Origin of the sequence: Kribbella sp. CA-253562, from assembly GCF_050942265.1 — a bacterium.
Taxonomy (GTDB): domain Bacteria; phylum Actinomycetota; class Actinomycetes; order Propionibacteriales; family Kribbellaceae; genus Kribbella.
In genome coordinates this window covers 6214165-6229610 of the sequence record NZ_CP192049.1, presented here as the reverse complement: position 1 = coordinate 6229610, position 15446 = coordinate 6214165, and the positions used below count along the sequence as shown (strand labels likewise).

At 69.2% G+C, this 15446-nt stretch carries 15 protein-coding genes; 9 read left to right on the top strand and 6 right to left on the bottom strand.

Annotated elements, in window-relative coordinates; translation table 11 throughout:
• Window positions 1-9 precede the first annotated feature (9 nt).
• The 5 genes from ACQPXM_RS29285 to nucS all read right to left on the bottom strand — a co-directional run bounded on the left by ACQPXM_RS29285 (window position 10) and on the right by nucS (window position 5161).
• Window positions 10-1116 (bottom strand): esterase-like activity of phytase family protein, encoded by a 1107-nt coding sequence (locus ACQPXM_RS29285; RefSeq protein WP_432939369.1) that lies wholly within the window; start codon window positions 1114-1116, stop codon window positions 10-12.
• A 103-nt stretch (window positions 1117-1219) separates the two neighbouring features.
• Window positions 1220-3040, bottom strand: a complete 1821-nt coding sequence (gene glmS, locus ACQPXM_RS29280; RefSeq protein WP_432939367.1) for a glutamine--fructose-6-phosphate transaminase (isomerizing) — start codon at window positions 3038-3040, stop codon at window positions 1220-1222.
• Window positions 3041-3065: 25 nt separating this feature from the next.
• Window positions 3066-3341: a hypothetical protein gene (locus ACQPXM_RS29275; protein ID WP_432939366.1), complete on the bottom strand. Its 276-nt coding sequence runs from the start codon at window positions 3339-3341 to the stop codon at window positions 3066-3068.
• Between the two features lie 91 nt (window positions 3342-3432).
• Window positions 3433-4407, bottom strand: coding sequence for an IS481 family transposase (locus ACQPXM_RS29270; RefSeq protein WP_432939363.1), 975 nt, complete (start codon window positions 4405-4407; stop codon window positions 3433-3435).
• Window positions 4408-4501: 94 nt separating this feature from the next.
• Window positions 4502-5161, bottom strand: coding sequence for an endonuclease NucS (nucS, locus tag ACQPXM_RS29265; protein WP_432939361.1), 660 nt, complete (start codon window positions 5159-5161; stop codon window positions 4502-4504).
• 127 nt (window positions 5162-5288) lie between these two features.
• Between nucS and ACQPXM_RS29260 the strand changes: the two genes are divergently transcribed.
• The 5 genes from ACQPXM_RS29260 (at window position 5289) to ACQPXM_RS29240 (ending at window position 10872) form a co-directional block, all read left to right on the top strand.
• Window positions 5289-6176 (top strand): class I SAM-dependent methyltransferase, encoded by an 888-nt coding sequence (locus ACQPXM_RS29260; RefSeq protein WP_432939358.1) that lies wholly within the window; start codon window positions 5289-5291, stop codon window positions 6174-6176.
• Entirely contained in the window at window positions 6173-6625 is a 453-nt protein-coding gene (locus ACQPXM_RS29255) for an NUDIX hydrolase (RefSeq protein WP_432939355.1), read from the top strand. Before ACQPXM_RS29260 ends, ACQPXM_RS29255 begins: the two co-directional genes overlap by 4 nt.
• A gap of 62 nt (window positions 6626-6687) precedes the next feature.
• Window positions 6688-8469, top strand: coding sequence for a 3-hydroxyacyl-CoA dehydrogenase family protein (locus ACQPXM_RS29250; protein ID WP_432939352.1), 1782 nt, complete (start codon window positions 6688-6690; stop codon window positions 8467-8469).
• Window positions 8470-8509: 40 nt separating this feature from the next.
• Entirely contained in the window at window positions 8510-9586 is a 1077-nt protein-coding gene (locus tag ACQPXM_RS29245; protein WP_432939349.1) for a hypothetical protein, read from the top strand.
• Window positions 9587-9612: 26 nt separating this feature from the next.
• Window positions 9613-10872, top strand: coding sequence for a hypothetical protein (locus ACQPXM_RS29240; RefSeq protein ID WP_432939347.1), 1260 nt, complete (start codon window positions 9613-9615; stop codon window positions 10870-10872).
• Here the strand turns inward: ACQPXM_RS29240 and ACQPXM_RS29235 are convergent.
• Window positions 10851-11651, bottom strand: a complete 801-nt coding sequence (locus ACQPXM_RS29235; protein WP_432939345.1) for a phytanoyl-CoA dioxygenase family protein — start codon at window positions 11649-11651, stop codon at window positions 10851-10853. The two genes, ACQPXM_RS29240 and ACQPXM_RS29235, sit on opposite strands and share 22 nt — an antisense overlap.
• A 106-nt stretch (window positions 11652-11757) precedes the next feature.
• Here ACQPXM_RS29235 and ACQPXM_RS29230 point away from each other — a divergent pair, with 106 nt between their 5' ends.
• The 4 genes from ACQPXM_RS29230 to ACQPXM_RS29215 all read left to right on the top strand — a co-directional run bounded on the left by ACQPXM_RS29230 (window position 11758) and on the right by ACQPXM_RS29215 (window position 15079).
• Window positions 11758-12519, top strand: coding sequence for a helix-turn-helix domain-containing protein (locus ACQPXM_RS29230; protein ID WP_432939343.1), 762 nt, complete (start codon window positions 11758-11760; stop codon window positions 12517-12519).
• A gap of 114 nt (window positions 12520-12633) precedes the next feature.
• Window positions 12634-13491, top strand: coding sequence for an ABC transporter substrate-binding protein (locus ACQPXM_RS29225; protein ID WP_432939341.1), 858 nt, complete (start codon window positions 12634-12636; stop codon window positions 13489-13491).
• Window positions 13488-14339 (top strand): amino acid ABC transporter permease, encoded by an 852-nt coding sequence (locus ACQPXM_RS29220; RefSeq protein ID WP_432939338.1) that lies wholly within the window; start codon window positions 13488-13490, stop codon window positions 14337-14339. The genes ACQPXM_RS29225 and ACQPXM_RS29220 overlap by 4 nt, the downstream gene beginning before the upstream one ends.
• Entirely contained in the window at window positions 14336-15079 is a 744-nt protein-coding gene (locus tag ACQPXM_RS29215; RefSeq protein WP_432939336.1) for an amino acid ABC transporter ATP-binding protein, read from the top strand. The genes ACQPXM_RS29220 and ACQPXM_RS29215 overlap by 4 nt, the downstream gene beginning before the upstream one ends.
• Window positions 15080-15446: the final 367 nt, after the last annotated feature.

Below are 15446 nucleotides of genomic sequence, written 5' to 3'. Positions count from 1 at the left end.
CGGCCTGTGTCAGTGCAGGTCGACGGCGAGCGAGTAGAGCCGGGTGATCTGGGTGGCGCCGTCGTTGTCGTCCGACAGCAGGTAGAGCTGGCGGCGGCCCCCGGGTAGGTAGCCACCGAGCGCGAGGGCTTCGACGTTGTCCAGCAGCGGGTTCGGCTGCGGCTGCTTGGCGACAGCACCGGACGGCGGGCAGTCGACCAGGTCGAACAGCAGCTTCTTCTGGACGAAGTCCTTCGCCGGGGCGGTCGCGATCGACTCACGCCCGCTGACGTCCGGCGCGTGCTTGGTGGAGACGGAGAAGACGCGGATGGTGTTGCCGACGCCCGCGACGAAGGTGCGCTCCATCGAGAGGAGCCGGTCGCGGCCGACGACGGCGAGTTCGACGAGGTTCAGGCCGGGATCGGTCTTGTAGGCGAGCTGCGCGACCGGCTTGTACGCGTGGCCCGGCAGGCCGGCGTACCGGATGATGCGGTTGTGGCTCCGGCCGTCGGAGTCGATGCCGTCGGGGGTGAGCGCGCCCTCCATACCGGCGTACAGGGACAGGCCGTCGGGGCTGACGGCGAGCGACTCGAAGGTCTGGTTGCTGCTCGCCTGGCCCGCCGGAGCGACCTGGAAGCGCGACGGCACCGGCAGTTCGCCGATCTGCCGGCCGTCGGAGAGGCGGAAGCGGCGGATCGACGGCTCGCGCTCCGACGTGGCCAGGATGGTCCGCGCGCCGCGCTCGACGACCAGGCCCTCGCCGTCGAAGTCGGCACCCGTGTACGGCGTACCGTCGGGCCGGCGCAGGATCGTCATCCCGTCGACGGCGACCGTGGGCTTGCTGCCGATCCGCAGATCGAAGATCCGGGCCGGGGAGGTCTGCACGTTGTCGACGAGCGCGACGGCGTGGCCCGGGCGGGTCACGTTCAGCGCGGACAGGCCGGAGACCTTCTGGCCGTCGTACGTGGTCTTGTCCAGGCTGTCGGTGAAGCCGAGGAACCGCGCGTCGGGGGAGCAGCTCGCCGAGCCGCCGCCGTCGCCGGGCCGGCTGCTCGCCACCGCGGGTCCGGCGGCGGTCAGGGTTGCGGTCAGCACGGCGACGGTGGCCGCCGCGGCGAGTGGAGCCTGCCAGCGCATGGAAGTCCTTCCGAAGGTCGGTCGTCTAGGGTCCTGATCGAAACCTAGACGACCGAACAACGGATGAACGGCGGCCCGGCTGCAGCTTCCTGCAGCCTGGCGACTACTCGACAGTGACCGACTTGGCCAGGTTGCGCGGCTTGTCGACGTCGTGGCCCAGCGCGACCGACGCGTGGTAGGCCAGCAGCTGCAGCGGGATCGTGAGCAGGATCGGGTCCAGCTCCGGCTCGTTCTTCGGCACCCGGATGACAGCGGCCGCGCCGTCCGGGATCTCGACGCCGGGGTGCGTCACGACGTACAGCGGGCCGGAGCGCGCGGCGATCTCGTGCAGCGCGCCGATGTTGCGGTCCAGCAGCTCGTCGTCCGGCACGATCGCGACCGTCGGCACGTCCGGCGAGATCAGCGCCAGCGGGCCGTGCTTGAGCTCGGAGGTCTGGTACGCCTCGGCGTGCCGGTAGGAGATCTCCTTGAGCTTCTGCGCGCCCTCGCGGGCGACCGGGTAGCCGCGGGTGCGGCCGACGAAGAACAGGCTCTCGTGCTTCGACAGCCGGCCGGCGATCTCGGCCAGCTCCGGCTCGGTGTCGACGATCGCCTGGATCTGCGCCGGGATCTTCTTCAGCCCGTCGATCAGTCGCCGGCCGTCGGCGGGCGAGACATCGCGGATCCGGCCCAGGTGGATGCCGAGCATCGCGAACCCGACGGCCATGTTGGTCAGCGCCTTGGTCGAGGCGACCGACACCTCCGGACCGGCGTGCAGGTAGACGCCGCCGTCGACCTCACGGGCGATGCTGGAGCCGACCGCGTTGACCAGGCCGATCACCCGGCCGCCCTTGCGCTTGAGCTCCTGCACGGCGACCAGGGTGTCCAGCGTCTCGCCGGACTGGCTGACCGCGACGTACAGGGTGTCCCGCTCGACGACCGGGTTGCGGTAGCGGAACTCCGAGGCCGGCTCGGCGTCGGCGGGGATCCGGGCGACCTCCTCGATGAACTGGGCCCCGAGCTGACCGGCGTAGTACGCCGAACCGCAGCCGAGGATCTTGACCCGCTTGATCTCGCGGGCCTCGCGGGCGTCCATGTTCAGGCCGCCCAGGTGGACGGCGTGGAAGCGCTCGTCGAGCCGGCCGCGGATGACACGCTGCACCGCCTCCGGCTGCTCGTGGATCTCCTTGACCATGAAGTGCTCGTGCGCGCCGCGCTCGAACTCCTCGGCGTCCCACTCGACCGTCTTCTCGGTCTTGGTGGTGGTCCGCGAGTCCTGGGTGAAGGTGCGGTAGCCGTCGGCGCGGACGGTGGCGAGCTCACCGTCGTCCAGGTAGACGACCTGACGGGTGTAGCGGATCAGCGCGGCCGCGTCGGAGGCCACGTGCATCTCGCCGTCGCCGACGCCGAGGATCAGCGGGCTGCCGTTGCGGGCGACGACGATCCGGTCGGGGAAGTCCAGGTCGACCACGGCGATGCCGTAGGTGCCCTCGATCCGGCGCAGGGCGGCCAGCACCTTGTCCTCGAGGGTCTCGCCCTCGGACTGCTCGATCAGGTGCGCGAGCACCTCGGTGTCGGTGTCGGAGCGCAGCTTGACGCCGGCGTCCTCCAGTTGGGCCCGCAGCACTCCGGCGTTGTCGAAGATGCCGTTGTGCACGACCGCGATCCGCTGGTCGGCGCTCACGTGCGGGTGCGCGTTGTCCTTGCTCGGGCCGCCGTGGGTGGCCCAGCGGGTGTGGCCGATGCCGAGCTTGCCGCCGAACCGCTTGGGCAGCGAGGCCTCCAGCTCCCGGACGCGGCCGGCGTCCTTGTGGACCTTCAGCTCGCTGGAGCCGACCACGGCGACACCTGCCGAGTCGTAGCCGCGGTACTCCAGCCGGGCCAGACCGTCCACCAGGATGGGCGCGGCCGGCTTGGTGCCGACGTACCCGACGATTCCGCACATGGGATGGGGTTCCTTTCGCTGTAGGTCAGCCGTAGACGATCCGTCGTAGCTGCCGGGCAGAGAGTTCGGGGGAGCGGACCGGCCAGTGCCGCAGCTCGTCGGCGAGCCGGGCGAAGATCTCGTCGTTGCGCGCGCCGTAGGTCTGCAGCTCGCGGTGCCGGCGCCGGACGTACTCCTCGGTGGTCTCGGTGAAGTACGCGAGCACGTCGGCGACCACTCGCCGGGCGTCCTCCGTGCTCAGGCCGGTGGTCCGGCTGACCTGGTCGACCAGCTCGTCGCTCGGCTGCGTCACCTCACTCATCACCCGGACAACTGTGCTGGTTTCGGCGGCTGAAGCCAAGGATCTGCCCGGAATCGGGCAAATTCTGGTGTTTTCTCAGCTTCTGACTGGACTAGATGTACTGACTCGCGAGGTTGTTGATTCGGTCGATGGGTCGTTGGCCGCCGATGCCGGTGTGGGGTCGTTCTAGGTTGTAGTGGTTGAGCCATGCTGGCAAGGCGGTGGTGCGTTGCTGGTTGGTGTTGTAGGGGCGGGCGTAGGCCCATTCGGTGGCCAGGGTGCGGTTGAGGCGTTCGGCTTTGCCGTTGGTCCAGGGGCAGTGGGGTTTGATGAGCTTGAGCTGGATGCCGAGGCTGGCGGCGGTGTCGAGGAAGATTCGGGCGAGGCGGTAGTTCTTGGCGTTGTCGGTGATGACGCGTTCGACGGTGATGCCGTGGGTGGCGTAGAAGGCGGTTGCGCGGGTCAGGAATGCTGCGCAGGTGGGGCCTTTTTCGTCGTCGTGGATCTCGGCGTAGGCCAGGCGGGAGTGGTCGTCGATGGCGGTGTGGACGTAGTCGTAGCCCAGGCCGCGTTGAGTGGCGGGGCGGGCACCGCGGCCGTGGGCTTTCCAGCCGCCGCCGTCGGGGATTCGGCCGAGTTTCTTGACGTCGATGTGGACCAGCGACCCTGGATAGGGGTGTTCGTAGCGGTTGGCTGTGCGGCGCGAGGCCCGGATTACCGCGCCGGTGATCGGGTCGCACTCGCGCAGCAGCGGGGTGTGGTGGCGCGTGAGGATCCGGCCAATGGTCGCGGCCGGCACTCCGGCCCGGCGGGCCAGGTCGACCGGTCCGCGTCGGGTCAGGTGCCGCCAGATCCGGACCCGGGTCTCGGTGCACGGTGGGGTGCGGTGCGGGCACGACCGCGGCCGAGACGAACGATCGACCAGCCCGGCCTGGCCCTGGTCTTGGTAGCGGCGCCACCACCGCCACGCACACGTGCGTGACACACCCATCTCAGCCGCGACATGAGCCACCGCGCGCCCTGCCGCGATCCGCCGAACCATAATCAATCTCCCCGCTGGAGTCAGCCGGGCATTAGCGTGGGACACAGAGACCTCCGTGGACCGAGTGGAAAGCCGTCAGACAGCTCCCACCCGACACGGAGGTCTCGCCCTACGTCAACAACCTCCTGGGTCAGTACAACTAGAACAGCCGAAGAACGTCCGACTCCATGCCGCGGAGCGCGTCGTAGTCGACCGTGACGCACTCCAGGCCGCGGTCGGTGGCCAGGAACTGGGCCTGCGGCTTGATCAGCTGAGCGGCGAAGACGCCGCGCACCGGGGCGAGCAGGGGGTCGCGGTTGAGCAGTTCGACGTACCGGGTGAGCTGCTCGACGCCGTCGATCTCGCCGCGCCGCTTGATCTCGACCGCGACGTGCTTGCCGTCGGCGTCGCGGCAGAGCAGGTCGACCGGCCCGATCGCGGTCGGGTACTCCCGGCGAACCAGCGTCCACCCCTCGCCGAACGTGGTGACGTGCTCGGCCAGCAGTTCCTGCAGGTGCGCCTCGACGCCGTCCTTGATCAGCCCCGGGTCCAGCCCCAGCTCGTACGACGTGTCGCTGACCACCTCCTCGAAGGTGATGCGCAGCTCCTCACCGGCCTTGTTGGTGACGCTCCAGACGCCCTCTTCCTCGGTCAGCTTGCACGGCGGAGACATCCAGTTCAGCGGCTTGTACGACCCACCGTCGGCGTGAATCAGCACCGACCCGTCCGCCTTCACCATCAACAACCGCGGAGCCATCGGCAGGTGAGCGGTCAACCGGCCGGAGTAGTCCACTGAGCAACGAGCAATCACCAGGCGCACGAACAGACACCGTAGTCCAAGTTCCTGGTGAGTGCATGAAGGATGCCTGGTGGGTTCCGGTTGGGTTCATGGTGGCGGACGGCGCTCGGTGGCAGGCTGAAAGCACGACGAGTTCGGGGGAGTGCCCATGAATCTGATGTGTCCGGCGCGGTTGGTGCTGTTGCCGTTGGGAGGAGCGACGTGGGCTGAGCAGCTGTCCGGCGAGCGGGTCGCGGTCGTGTACGCCGAGGCGGAGGGCGCGGGCGCGGCGGAGCTGGCCGAGCGGCTGGGGGCGGCGCTTCAGCCGTTACCGGAAGCGGTCCGCGACCTGCAGGAGATCGCCGACCTGCATCGCGGCGAGACGGTCGTGATCGTGGCGCCGGACGTCGGCGTCGCGTTGCCCTCGATCGTCGAGCACACCGGCGACGGCTGGACCATCGTCTCCTCGTTCGATGCGAATTCCGTGACGCTGGCGGCTTACGAGCAGCGAGCTGAGAGGTTCCGGTCGACAATCCCCCGAGAACCCAACGAGAATCTGATTCGCCTGGTCGACGAGGCGCTGCCCGAGGGCGGCGACGTGCTGGAGCTCGGCAGCGGCACCGGCCGCGACGCCGCCGAGCTGGAACGCCGAGGCCACCGCGTACGCCGTACCGACGCGACGCTCGCCTTCGTCGAGATGATGCGCGCCGACGGCTTCGAGGCCGACCAGCTGAACGCGCTCACCGACGACTACGGCGGTCCGTACGACTTGGTCTTCGCCGACGCGGTTTTCCTGCACTTCACCCCTGACCAGCTCGCCGCGGTGCTGAGCAAGTGCGCCAAGGCCGCTCCGCTGCTCGCCTTCACCACCCGCGAGGGCGACGGCGCCGAGTGGTCCAACCGCTACCTCGAACTGCCTCGCCATTTCACGCTCTGGCAGGAGGATCCCCTCCGCGCCCTGCTCACCGAAACCGGCTGGCAGGTCCTGCAACTGCACCGCGGCCAGACCCGCGCGGGCGGCTGGTTCCACGTCCTCGCCAAGGCGGTCGACGCTTGATCCGCGCCGGCGTCATCCTCGTCACCGACCACGGCGTCGCCGCCATCGAGCGCGTCCGCGGCGGCCTCCGCTACCACACGCTCCCCGGCGGTGGCGTCGAACCGGACGAGACCTCCGCCGAGGCCGCCGTCCGCGAAACCCACGAGGAGCTGGGCCTGATCGTCAAACTCCACGGCCTCGCCGCCGTCGTCAACTTCAAGCACACGACCCAGCACTACTACCTGGCCACACCTCTCAGCGGCACCTTCGGTGCAGGCACCGGCTCCGAGTTGACGTCCCCGCCCACCTCCGAAACCGGCACCTACCGAGCCGTCTGGCTCCCGCTGGCCGACCTCACCGCGCAGGATCTGCGCCCTCCGTCCATCGCCACCGCCCTCCAGTCCACCGCCACTCCCGACCACCTCCTGCAGACCTGGCTCACCGAGCCCCCGACCTTCGACGAGGTGTGAGGTTGACCTCCCAGGTGACTCACCTCATGGGCAGACCAGCGGACGACTGGCACACTGCGGCCATGGCGCGTGAACTGCAGACAGTCGGTGTGGTCGGGCTCGGCACGATGGGAGCCGGGATCGCGGAGGTGTTCGCCCGGCACGGGTTGACCGTGGTCGGCGTGGAGCGGGACGAGCAGGCGGTCGAGCGTGGCCGCGGGCACATCCAGCACTCCACGGACCGGGCGGTGAAGCGCGGCAAGCTGTCGGTCGAGGACCAGCAGGCGCTGTTCGACCGGGTCACGTTCGCCACCGATCTGGAGGCGCTGGCCGACTGCGACCTGGTGATCGAGGCGGTGATCGAGCGGCTCGAGCTCAAGCGGGAGATCTTCTCCGCGCTCGACAAGGTGGTGCGGGAGGACGCGATCCTCGCCACCAACACGTCGTCGTTGTCGGTCACCGAGATCTCCGTCGCCACCGAGCGCCCGCGCCGGGTCGTCGGCATGCACTTCTTCAACCCCGCGCCGGTGCAGGAGTTCGTCGAGGTGATCAAGACCGTGGTCACCGAGCCGGACGTCGTCGACGACGTGCTCGCGCTGGCCCGCCGGCTCGACAAGGTCCCGGTCGTCGCCGCCGACCGGGCCGGCTTCATCGCCAACGCGCTGTTGTTCGGCTACCTGAACCACGCCGTCTCGATGGTCGAGTCGCACTACGCCACCCGCGAGGACGTCGACGCGGCGATGCGGCTCGGCTGCGGCTACCCGATGGGCCCGCTGGCGCTGCTCGACCTGATCGGCCTCGACACGGCGTACGAGATCCTCGACACGATGTACAAGCAGGGCCGCAACCGGCTGCACGCGCCCGCGCCGATCCTCAAGCAGATGGTCACCGCGGGCCTGCTCGGCCGCAAGACCGGCCGCGGCTTCTACACCTACGAGGCCCCGGACTCCCCGGTCGTGGTCGACGACGACCTGACCCCCCGCCCGAACGGCGACGCCGCCGCTGCGCGTCCGATCCAGCAGATCGGCGTCGTCGGCTCCGGCACGATGGCCGTCGGCATCATCGAGGTCTGCGCCAAGGCCGGGTACGACGTGCTGTACGTCGCCCGCGGCACCGAGAAGGTCGACCGGGTCCGCGCCGGCCTGGAGCGCTCGCTGGAGAAGGGCGTCCAGCGCGGCAAGCTGTCGTCGGAGGAGCGCGACGCCGCCCTGAACCGGATCGTCGGCACCGCCAAGCTCGACGACCTCGCCAGCGCCGACCTGGTCATCGAGGCGGTTGTCGAGGAGCTCAGCGTCAAGCAGGCCCTGTTCGAGACCTTCGACGAGATCTGCAAGCCTGGCGCGATTCTCGCCACCACCACCTCGAGCCTGCCGGTGATCGACCTGGCGATGGCCACCAAGCGCCCCGCGGACGTCGTCGGCCTGCACTTCTTCAACCCGGCGCCGGTGATGAAGCTGGTCGAGGTGGTCAGCACGGTCAGCACCAAGCCCGAGGTCGCCGACGCGGTCGCCGCGGTCGCTGTTGCCGCCGGCAAGCACCCGGTGCGCTGCGGGGACCGGGCCGGCTTCATCGTCAACGCCCTGCTCTTCCCGTACCTGAACGACGCCGTCCGGATGCTCGAAGCCCACTACGCCGGCGTGGACGACATCGACGCCGCGATGAAGCTGGGCTGCCGCCTGCCGATGGGGCCGTTCGAGCTGCTCGACGTGGTCGGCCTGGACGTGTCCCTGGCGATCCAGCGGACGCTGTACCTGGAGTTCCGCGAGCCCGGGTTCGCGCCCGCGCCGCTGCTGGAGCACCTGGTCACCGCCGGCTACCTGGGCCGCAAGACAGGACGCGGCTTCCGCGACTACACCAGCGCTTAATCACATGCGGGCCGCGTCGGTCCGCATCTACGCTCCGAACATGCAATCCCGGACGCCGCCGAAGCCGCGGTCGCTGCACAAGGACGCCGAGGGTCACTGGGTACGCCGGTGGACCGGCGCCGACTGGTTCGCCGCGGCCGACACGTGGGTGCGGTCGCAGTTGGCCGCCGCCGAGATCGCCGTCACGGGCGACCCCGTGCCGTACAAGATCCGCTTCTGGGCGGCGGTCTGGTGTTACCCGACCGACCACGGGTTGTACTGGTTCAAGGAGAACAATCCCGGTCAGTCGTTCGAGGCGGCCCTCGTCGACGCGATGGCGCGTGAACTCCCGCAGCACGTGATCGCTCCGCTGGCGATCGAGGCCGCGCGCGGCTGGATGCTCACCGCCGACCAAGGCGAGACGCTCGGCGAGCAACCGAACCAGGTCGATCCCCTGGTGCTGTGGCGTCGCCTGGCCGTCGAGTACGCCGGTCTGCAGCGCGACACGATCCCCGCCGAACAGGCCTTGCTGGCCAGCGGGCTAACTCCGATCGGACCCGATCAGCTCGGCAGCACGGTGCACGGCATCGCCGACTGGTTCGGGCAGTTCGGCGACGGGCATCCGCTCGCGATCGGCGGCAAGGTCGCCGATCTCCACCGGGCGGCCGACACCTTGGCCGGGTGGGGGACGCGGTTCTGCGGCGCGATCCCGATGGCGCTCGACCAGAACGACCTGCACGCCCACAACGTGTTCGCGGCCGGTCCGGACGCGCCGTTCCGGTTCTTCGACTTCGGCGACGCGCTCTGGGGGCACCCGTTCGTGACGCTGGCCTGCGTACGCGACACCCTGGTTGACCCCGACGACCCGAACAGCTGGTCCGCCGACGATCCGCGCCTGACCGAGATCACCGATGCCTACCTGCAGCAATGGACCGATCTCGCACCGCTCGACGTGCTCCGCACCGAACTGCGAGCGGCGCTGCCGGTGCACGTCGTCCACCGGCTGATCTCCTGGCACCGGCTGCTGGTCCACGCCGACGAAAAGGAGGCAGCCGCATGGGCGTTCTCACCCCACCACTGGGTCGCCGAGGTCATCCGTCTCTTCGCCGACGACTCGAATCCGCCGACCATCGCCTGACCTGAGCCGCGTGCCACACTCCCGGCATGCCCAGCCAGTCCCTTCGTTCCGACGCGGTGGACGTCGTCCGCACGGTGAGCTTCCCGCTCCTGCTCGTCGCCACCGCAATCGGCCTGCTGCTGATGCCGAACCTAGTCGGCGCCGACTGGCCCGGCTACAGCTCGGCAATGGTCCTGGTGGTGCTCGTCGTCCTGCCCGCCACCTTCACCCTGACCGTGCTCTCCCTGAAACCGAGCCGCCTCGCGCGCTGGATCACGGTCCTCGCGATCGCCGCGTGCGTGATCCGCGCCGTCTGGACCCTGTACGACGCGGGCGAGCGCGCCACCTTCGCCGCGATCGCCCTGACGCCGTTCCTGCTGCTGCTCGTGATCGCCGTTGTCCTCCTCGTCACTTCGTGGCCGAAGGCAATCACTCGCGAGTTGGCCGACGCCGCCCGGCGCAACGGCTGGCAGGTCTTCCGTGAGTTCCCCGACGGGCGCCGAGCAGCGGCTCACCCAGCAGCCGCCGGCTCCGCGACGCTCCGCCTGCCCTCCACCCCGCTCCCGCTCCCGATAGGGCGGCGTCCGGTCGTGCGCAACGTCGTACTGGCTGAGCATGGCATCGCCTTCGAAGTGCGCTGGCTGGAGTGGCACGGCCTGCTGTGCCGTCGGCGACGTCTGGCGGTGTTCGTCGGACGACCGTTGGACCAGGAGTTGCCGGCGCTGGAGGTTCGCCCCGGACGTGGTCTGACGCGATCGGATCTGTCGCTCGAGAGTGCCGAGTTCAACCGGTCGTTCGACGTCATCGGGGACGACGGGCGGTATCTGATGGCGATGCTGCAGCCACGAGTGATGCAAGCATTGCTCGACAACAGCCTGTTCGGTCTAGCTGTCGACGGCGACGCGCTCGTCGCCTACACGGGTCAACGCCTCGACGCCGACGCGCTGACCCGCGGCATGACGCTCATCGCACGCCTCAACGGCCTCGTACCGCAACACGTCTACGCCCAGTGGGGCGGCCGCAAACCATCGCCGACCTCGAACCTGCGATTCGCCGGCCGCGGCACCGCACTCACGATCGGCAAGGTCCTGCTGCGATGCCTGGCGCTTTCGACTGGTCTCCTCGGCCTCACCCTCACCGCCTGCCTGGCAGCCGCCGCAGCCGAGTCGCAAGCCAACGCCACGCCCTTCACCCCGGCCCGATCACTCAGCTCCCTGCTGATCGCGATCGCCGTCCTCGCCGGCGTCTGCACCGCCGCAGGCCTCGCCTCAAGACCCCGATCGGCTCACGGCTCCGCGTCGGCGTAGTCCCCGCACGGCCCGCCGCCAACGGCCGCGGCGATGGACACCGTCCGCCGATCCGGCCGCACCAGCGGGTCGTAGAACGCCGCGATCTCAGTGCTTGCCTCCGGCACGTAATGGAAGATCAGCGACCGCCGGAACCGGTCGGTGCTGGTGTTCGGCCGTGACCCGTGCACGACGCTGCCGTGGAAGAACAGCACGTCCCCGGCCGTCATCCTGGTCTGCACCTTGCGCATCCCGGCCGGCACCGGCACCTCGACGTCGGTGAACGACTCGCTCAGATCCGCCAGCTCCGGACACACCAGCTCGGTGCGATGCGAACCCGGCACGACAGCCAGGCCGCCGTTCTCCGCGTCCACGTCGTCGACCGCGATCCACGCGGCCAGGCAGGTCTCCGGGTCGGCCCGCAGGAACGTGTTGTCCTGGTGCAACGCCTGTCCACGGGCGCCCGGCGGCTTGAAGTAGAACATCGACTGGGCACCGAGCGCGGGCCCGATCAAGGCGGTCACGACATCGAGGATCCGGCTGTCCAGCATCAGCTCCAGCGACAACCGGCCCGCCTCGATATCGGTCCGCCGATGGGGGTGCACGAAGCGCGGATACTTCGCCAGCGGATCGGTCGACGGCACGCCGTCGTCGATCGCCAGCGAGTGGTCGACCGCGACCTGGTGCATGAAGACGGTCTTGATGCGCTCGACTTCAGCCGGGCTGATCAACCCGGGCACCTGGACGACTCCTTCCCGCTGATAGACATCGGCCAGGGTCTCGGATGCGGTGCTCGTCATGGTTCGAGTCTGCGTGCCCGCGCCGGCGGAGTGGATACCCTATCGAACTGTGAACCTTCGAGATCCTGCTAGGCCCGACTCGTTCACACCGACAGTCCGGCGGTTGATGGCCGGCGAGTTCGACGAAGGCCCGGACTACTCGACGTACCGGCGTCGTGGCACCACCGACTGGCTGCTGATCCACACCCTGGGCGGCCGCGGCCGCTTCGGTACGGCGTACGAGGACGTGGTCGCGGATCCGGGCAGCCTCACGCTGGTTCGGCCCGGCACGCTGCACGACTACGGCGTCGAGCCGGAGCTGCGGCACTGGCACTTCCTCTTCGCCCACTTCCACCCCAAGCCGGACTGGTTGCCGCTGCTCGACTGGCCCGAGGCCGCGCGGGGCATCCTGCAGCTCCACCCGAGCGAGCACGCCGCCGACCGCATCGCGCGCAACCTCGCCGCGGCGGTTCGGCACCAGTCCAGCGTGCTGGCCCAGGGCGAGCTGCTCGCCCTCAACGCACTGGAGGCCGCGCTGCTCTGGGCCGACACCCAGAACCCGAAGGCGACCCGGATCGACGACCGCCTGCTGCGCGCCATCGAGCTGGTCGACCGTGACCTCAAGGCCGACCTCGGCGTCCCGCGGCTGGCCCGCGCGGCCAATCTGTCGCCGTCCCGCTTCGCCCATCTGTTCCGCGCCCAGCTCGGCGTCACGCCGCAGCAGTTCGTCGAACGCCGCCGGCTCGAGGCGGCGCGTCGTCTCCTCGAGCTGACCACGCGCCCGATCTCGTCGGTCGCCGCGGAGGTCGGCTTCACCAATCCGCTCTACTTCTCCACTCGCTTCCGGCAACACACCGGCGCCACTCCCACGGCGTACCGGAAGGGCTGAGCGCGGTACCGAGCAGGAACTCTCGGTGCACTGGGTCGGCATTCTTCACGCACTTCGCGTCCGAAAGGGCGATATCGGGCGACCGGTGGGGGTGCCGGGCTCTACTCTGCTGGCATGAATCTTCGGACTGCCGTGGCGATGCTCGCCACCCTGGTCGTTGTCGGGCTCTCCGCGTGCGCGCCGGAGGACGAGTCGTCCGGTACGAGCACGCCGTCCGGGCCTGATGCCTGCAGCAAGGAGAAGCTCGCGCTGAAAACCCCGGGCGCGTTCACGGTCGGCACCGACAAGCCGGCCTACGCGCCGTGGTTCGTCGACGACGACCCGAGCAACGGCAAGGGGTACGAGTCGGCAGTGACGTACGCGGTCGCCGCACACCTCGGCTTCGCCGCGAACGAAGTGAAGTGGCTGACCGTGCAGTTCAACGCGGCGTTCGCGCCCGGGCCGAAGAAGTTCGACCTGGACGTCAACCAGATCTCGATCTCGGAGGACCGGCGCAAGGCGGTCGACTTCTCCTCCGGGTACTACGACGTCCGGCAGACCGTGATCACGACGGCGGGCAGCAAGATCGCCGGAGCCAAGTCCGTCGCCGAGCTCGCCGACGCCAAGCTCGGCGCGCAGGTCGGCACGACCAGCTACACGGCGCTGCGGGACGTGATCAAGCCGAAGCAGACGCCGGCGGTGTTCGACACCAACGACCTGGCCGTGCAGGCGCTGAAGAACAAGCAGATCGACGGCATCGTCGTCGACCTGCCCACCGGCTTCTACATGACCGCCGCCCAGCTCGACAACGGCAAGATCGTCGGCCAGCTCCCGGCCGGCGGCCAGTCCGAGCAGTTCGGCTTCGTCCTGGAGAAAGGCTCGGCCCTGACGCCGTGTGTGTCCCAGGCCGTTGACGCCCTCAAGGCCGACGGCACCCTCGCGAAACTGCAGCAGCAGTACCTCACCGCCGAAGGCGCCCCGGAACTCTCGTGAGCGATTGGCAACCGTCGGCGCTCCAGCAGGAGCGCCTGGCGTACCGGCGTCGCCGGACCGTGCGGTCGGGGGTGATCGCCGCCGTCAGCACCGTCGTACTGGTCGGACTGCTGGTGGTCGGGGTCGGCTCCACGCCCGGCTGGCCGCGGGTGCGCGAGACCTTCTTCGACGTCGGGCGCGGTTGGGAGGCGCTGCCGGTCGTTGCCCAGGGCCTCTGGTTGAACGTCCGGGTGATGCTGGTCTGCGCCGTCCTGATCGTCGTACTCGGTCTGACGCTGGCGATCCTGCGGACGCTGCGCGGCCCGATCTTCTTTCCGCTGCGCATCTTCGCCGCGGCGTACACCGACGTGTTCCGGGGTCTCCCGCTGCTGCTGGTGATCTTCCTGCTCGGCTTCGGTGTGCCCGCTCTCCAGCTGCGCGGTCTGCCCAACCAAGCCGTGATCTGGGGCGGCGCCGCATTGGTGCTGACCTATTCGTCGTACGTTGCCGAGGTCTTCCGGGCCGGCATCGAGTCGATCCATCCGTCCCAGCGCGCCGCCGCACGATCGCTCGGGCTCTCGCACCGCCAGACCCTGCGCTTCGTCGTACTGCCACAGGCCGTCCGCCGCGTCATGCCGCCGCTGCTCAACGACTTCGTGTCCCTGCAGAAGGACTCCGGCCTGATCGCCGTGCTCGGCGTGATCGACGCGATCCGCGCCGCCCAGCTGGAGACCGCCGAGGACTTCAACTTCACGCCGTACGTCGTGGCGGGCATCCTGTTCGTCGCGCTGACGATCCCACTGACCCGGCTGACCGACTGGGTCGCGCGCCGGCAAGGCTGGTACGGCGGCGGAGGTGGTCCCGTATGACCCTCTTGTCCCTGCGTGGCGTGCGCAAGTCGTACGGCGCGAACGTGGTGCTCGACAACTTCGACCTGGACGTCGAAGCGGGCCAGTGCGTGGTCCTGATCGGCGCCTCGGGCTCCGGGAAGTCCACCCTGCTGCGCTGCGTCAACCTGCTGGAAACGGTCGACGACGGCGTGATCGAGCTCGATGGCGAAGACATCACCGACCCTCGCGCCGACGCCGACCGAATCCGCTCGGGCATCGGCATCGTGTTCCAGTCCTACAACCTGTTCCCGCACCTGTCGGTCCTCGACAACGTCACGCTCGCCCCGATCCGCGTCCACGGCGTCCCGAAGGCCGAAGCCCGCACCCGAGCCCTCGCGATGCTCGACCGAGTAGGCCTCGCCGACAAAGCCACCGCCCGCCCCGACAACCTCTCCGGCGGTCAGCAACAACGAGCCGCCATCGCCCGCGCCCTGGTCAACAACCCCAAACTGATGCTGCTCGACGAAGTCACCTCAGCCCTCGACCCCGAACTCGTCGGCGAAGTCCTCGACCTGCTCCGCGAACTCAAGTCCGACGGCATCACCATGCTGATCTGCACCCACGAAATGACCTTCGCCCGCCAGGTCGCCGACCAGGTCTGCTTCCTCGACCAGGGCCGCCTCCTAGAGTCGGGTCCACCGTCCCAAGTCCTCGGCCAGCCCCGAGAACCCCGCACCCAGGAATTCCTCAGCCGAATCATCAACGCCGGCCGCCTGTAGAACCGACAGAGAAGTACGAAGAACAGAGGTTCCCTGGTTGCCGCTGCCTGCAGCGGAGCCGTTGGTTGGTCAGAGCGTCACGCGGTGGCTCAGCACTGCGGGCGAGTGCCTAGCCTTGAACTATCGATGTGGCGATGAGCGTGGGCGCAGGGCCGAGCAACAGGACTAGGAAGACTGAACGGTCGCCAGCCGTCGCCACGTGACTCCGGTTGCACTGGGCGGGGGCGGAGGAATCCAGCGCCCTACTTGGGGCCGTGTTCACGATCATGGGACCGCGGACACGGTTTGACCTGTGCCCGGTCGCGGTTTCCTGTCCGAGGTGTCGGTTCGGGCGGCCGTCGGGGCGATGTGCGCGGGGTCCGAGGCG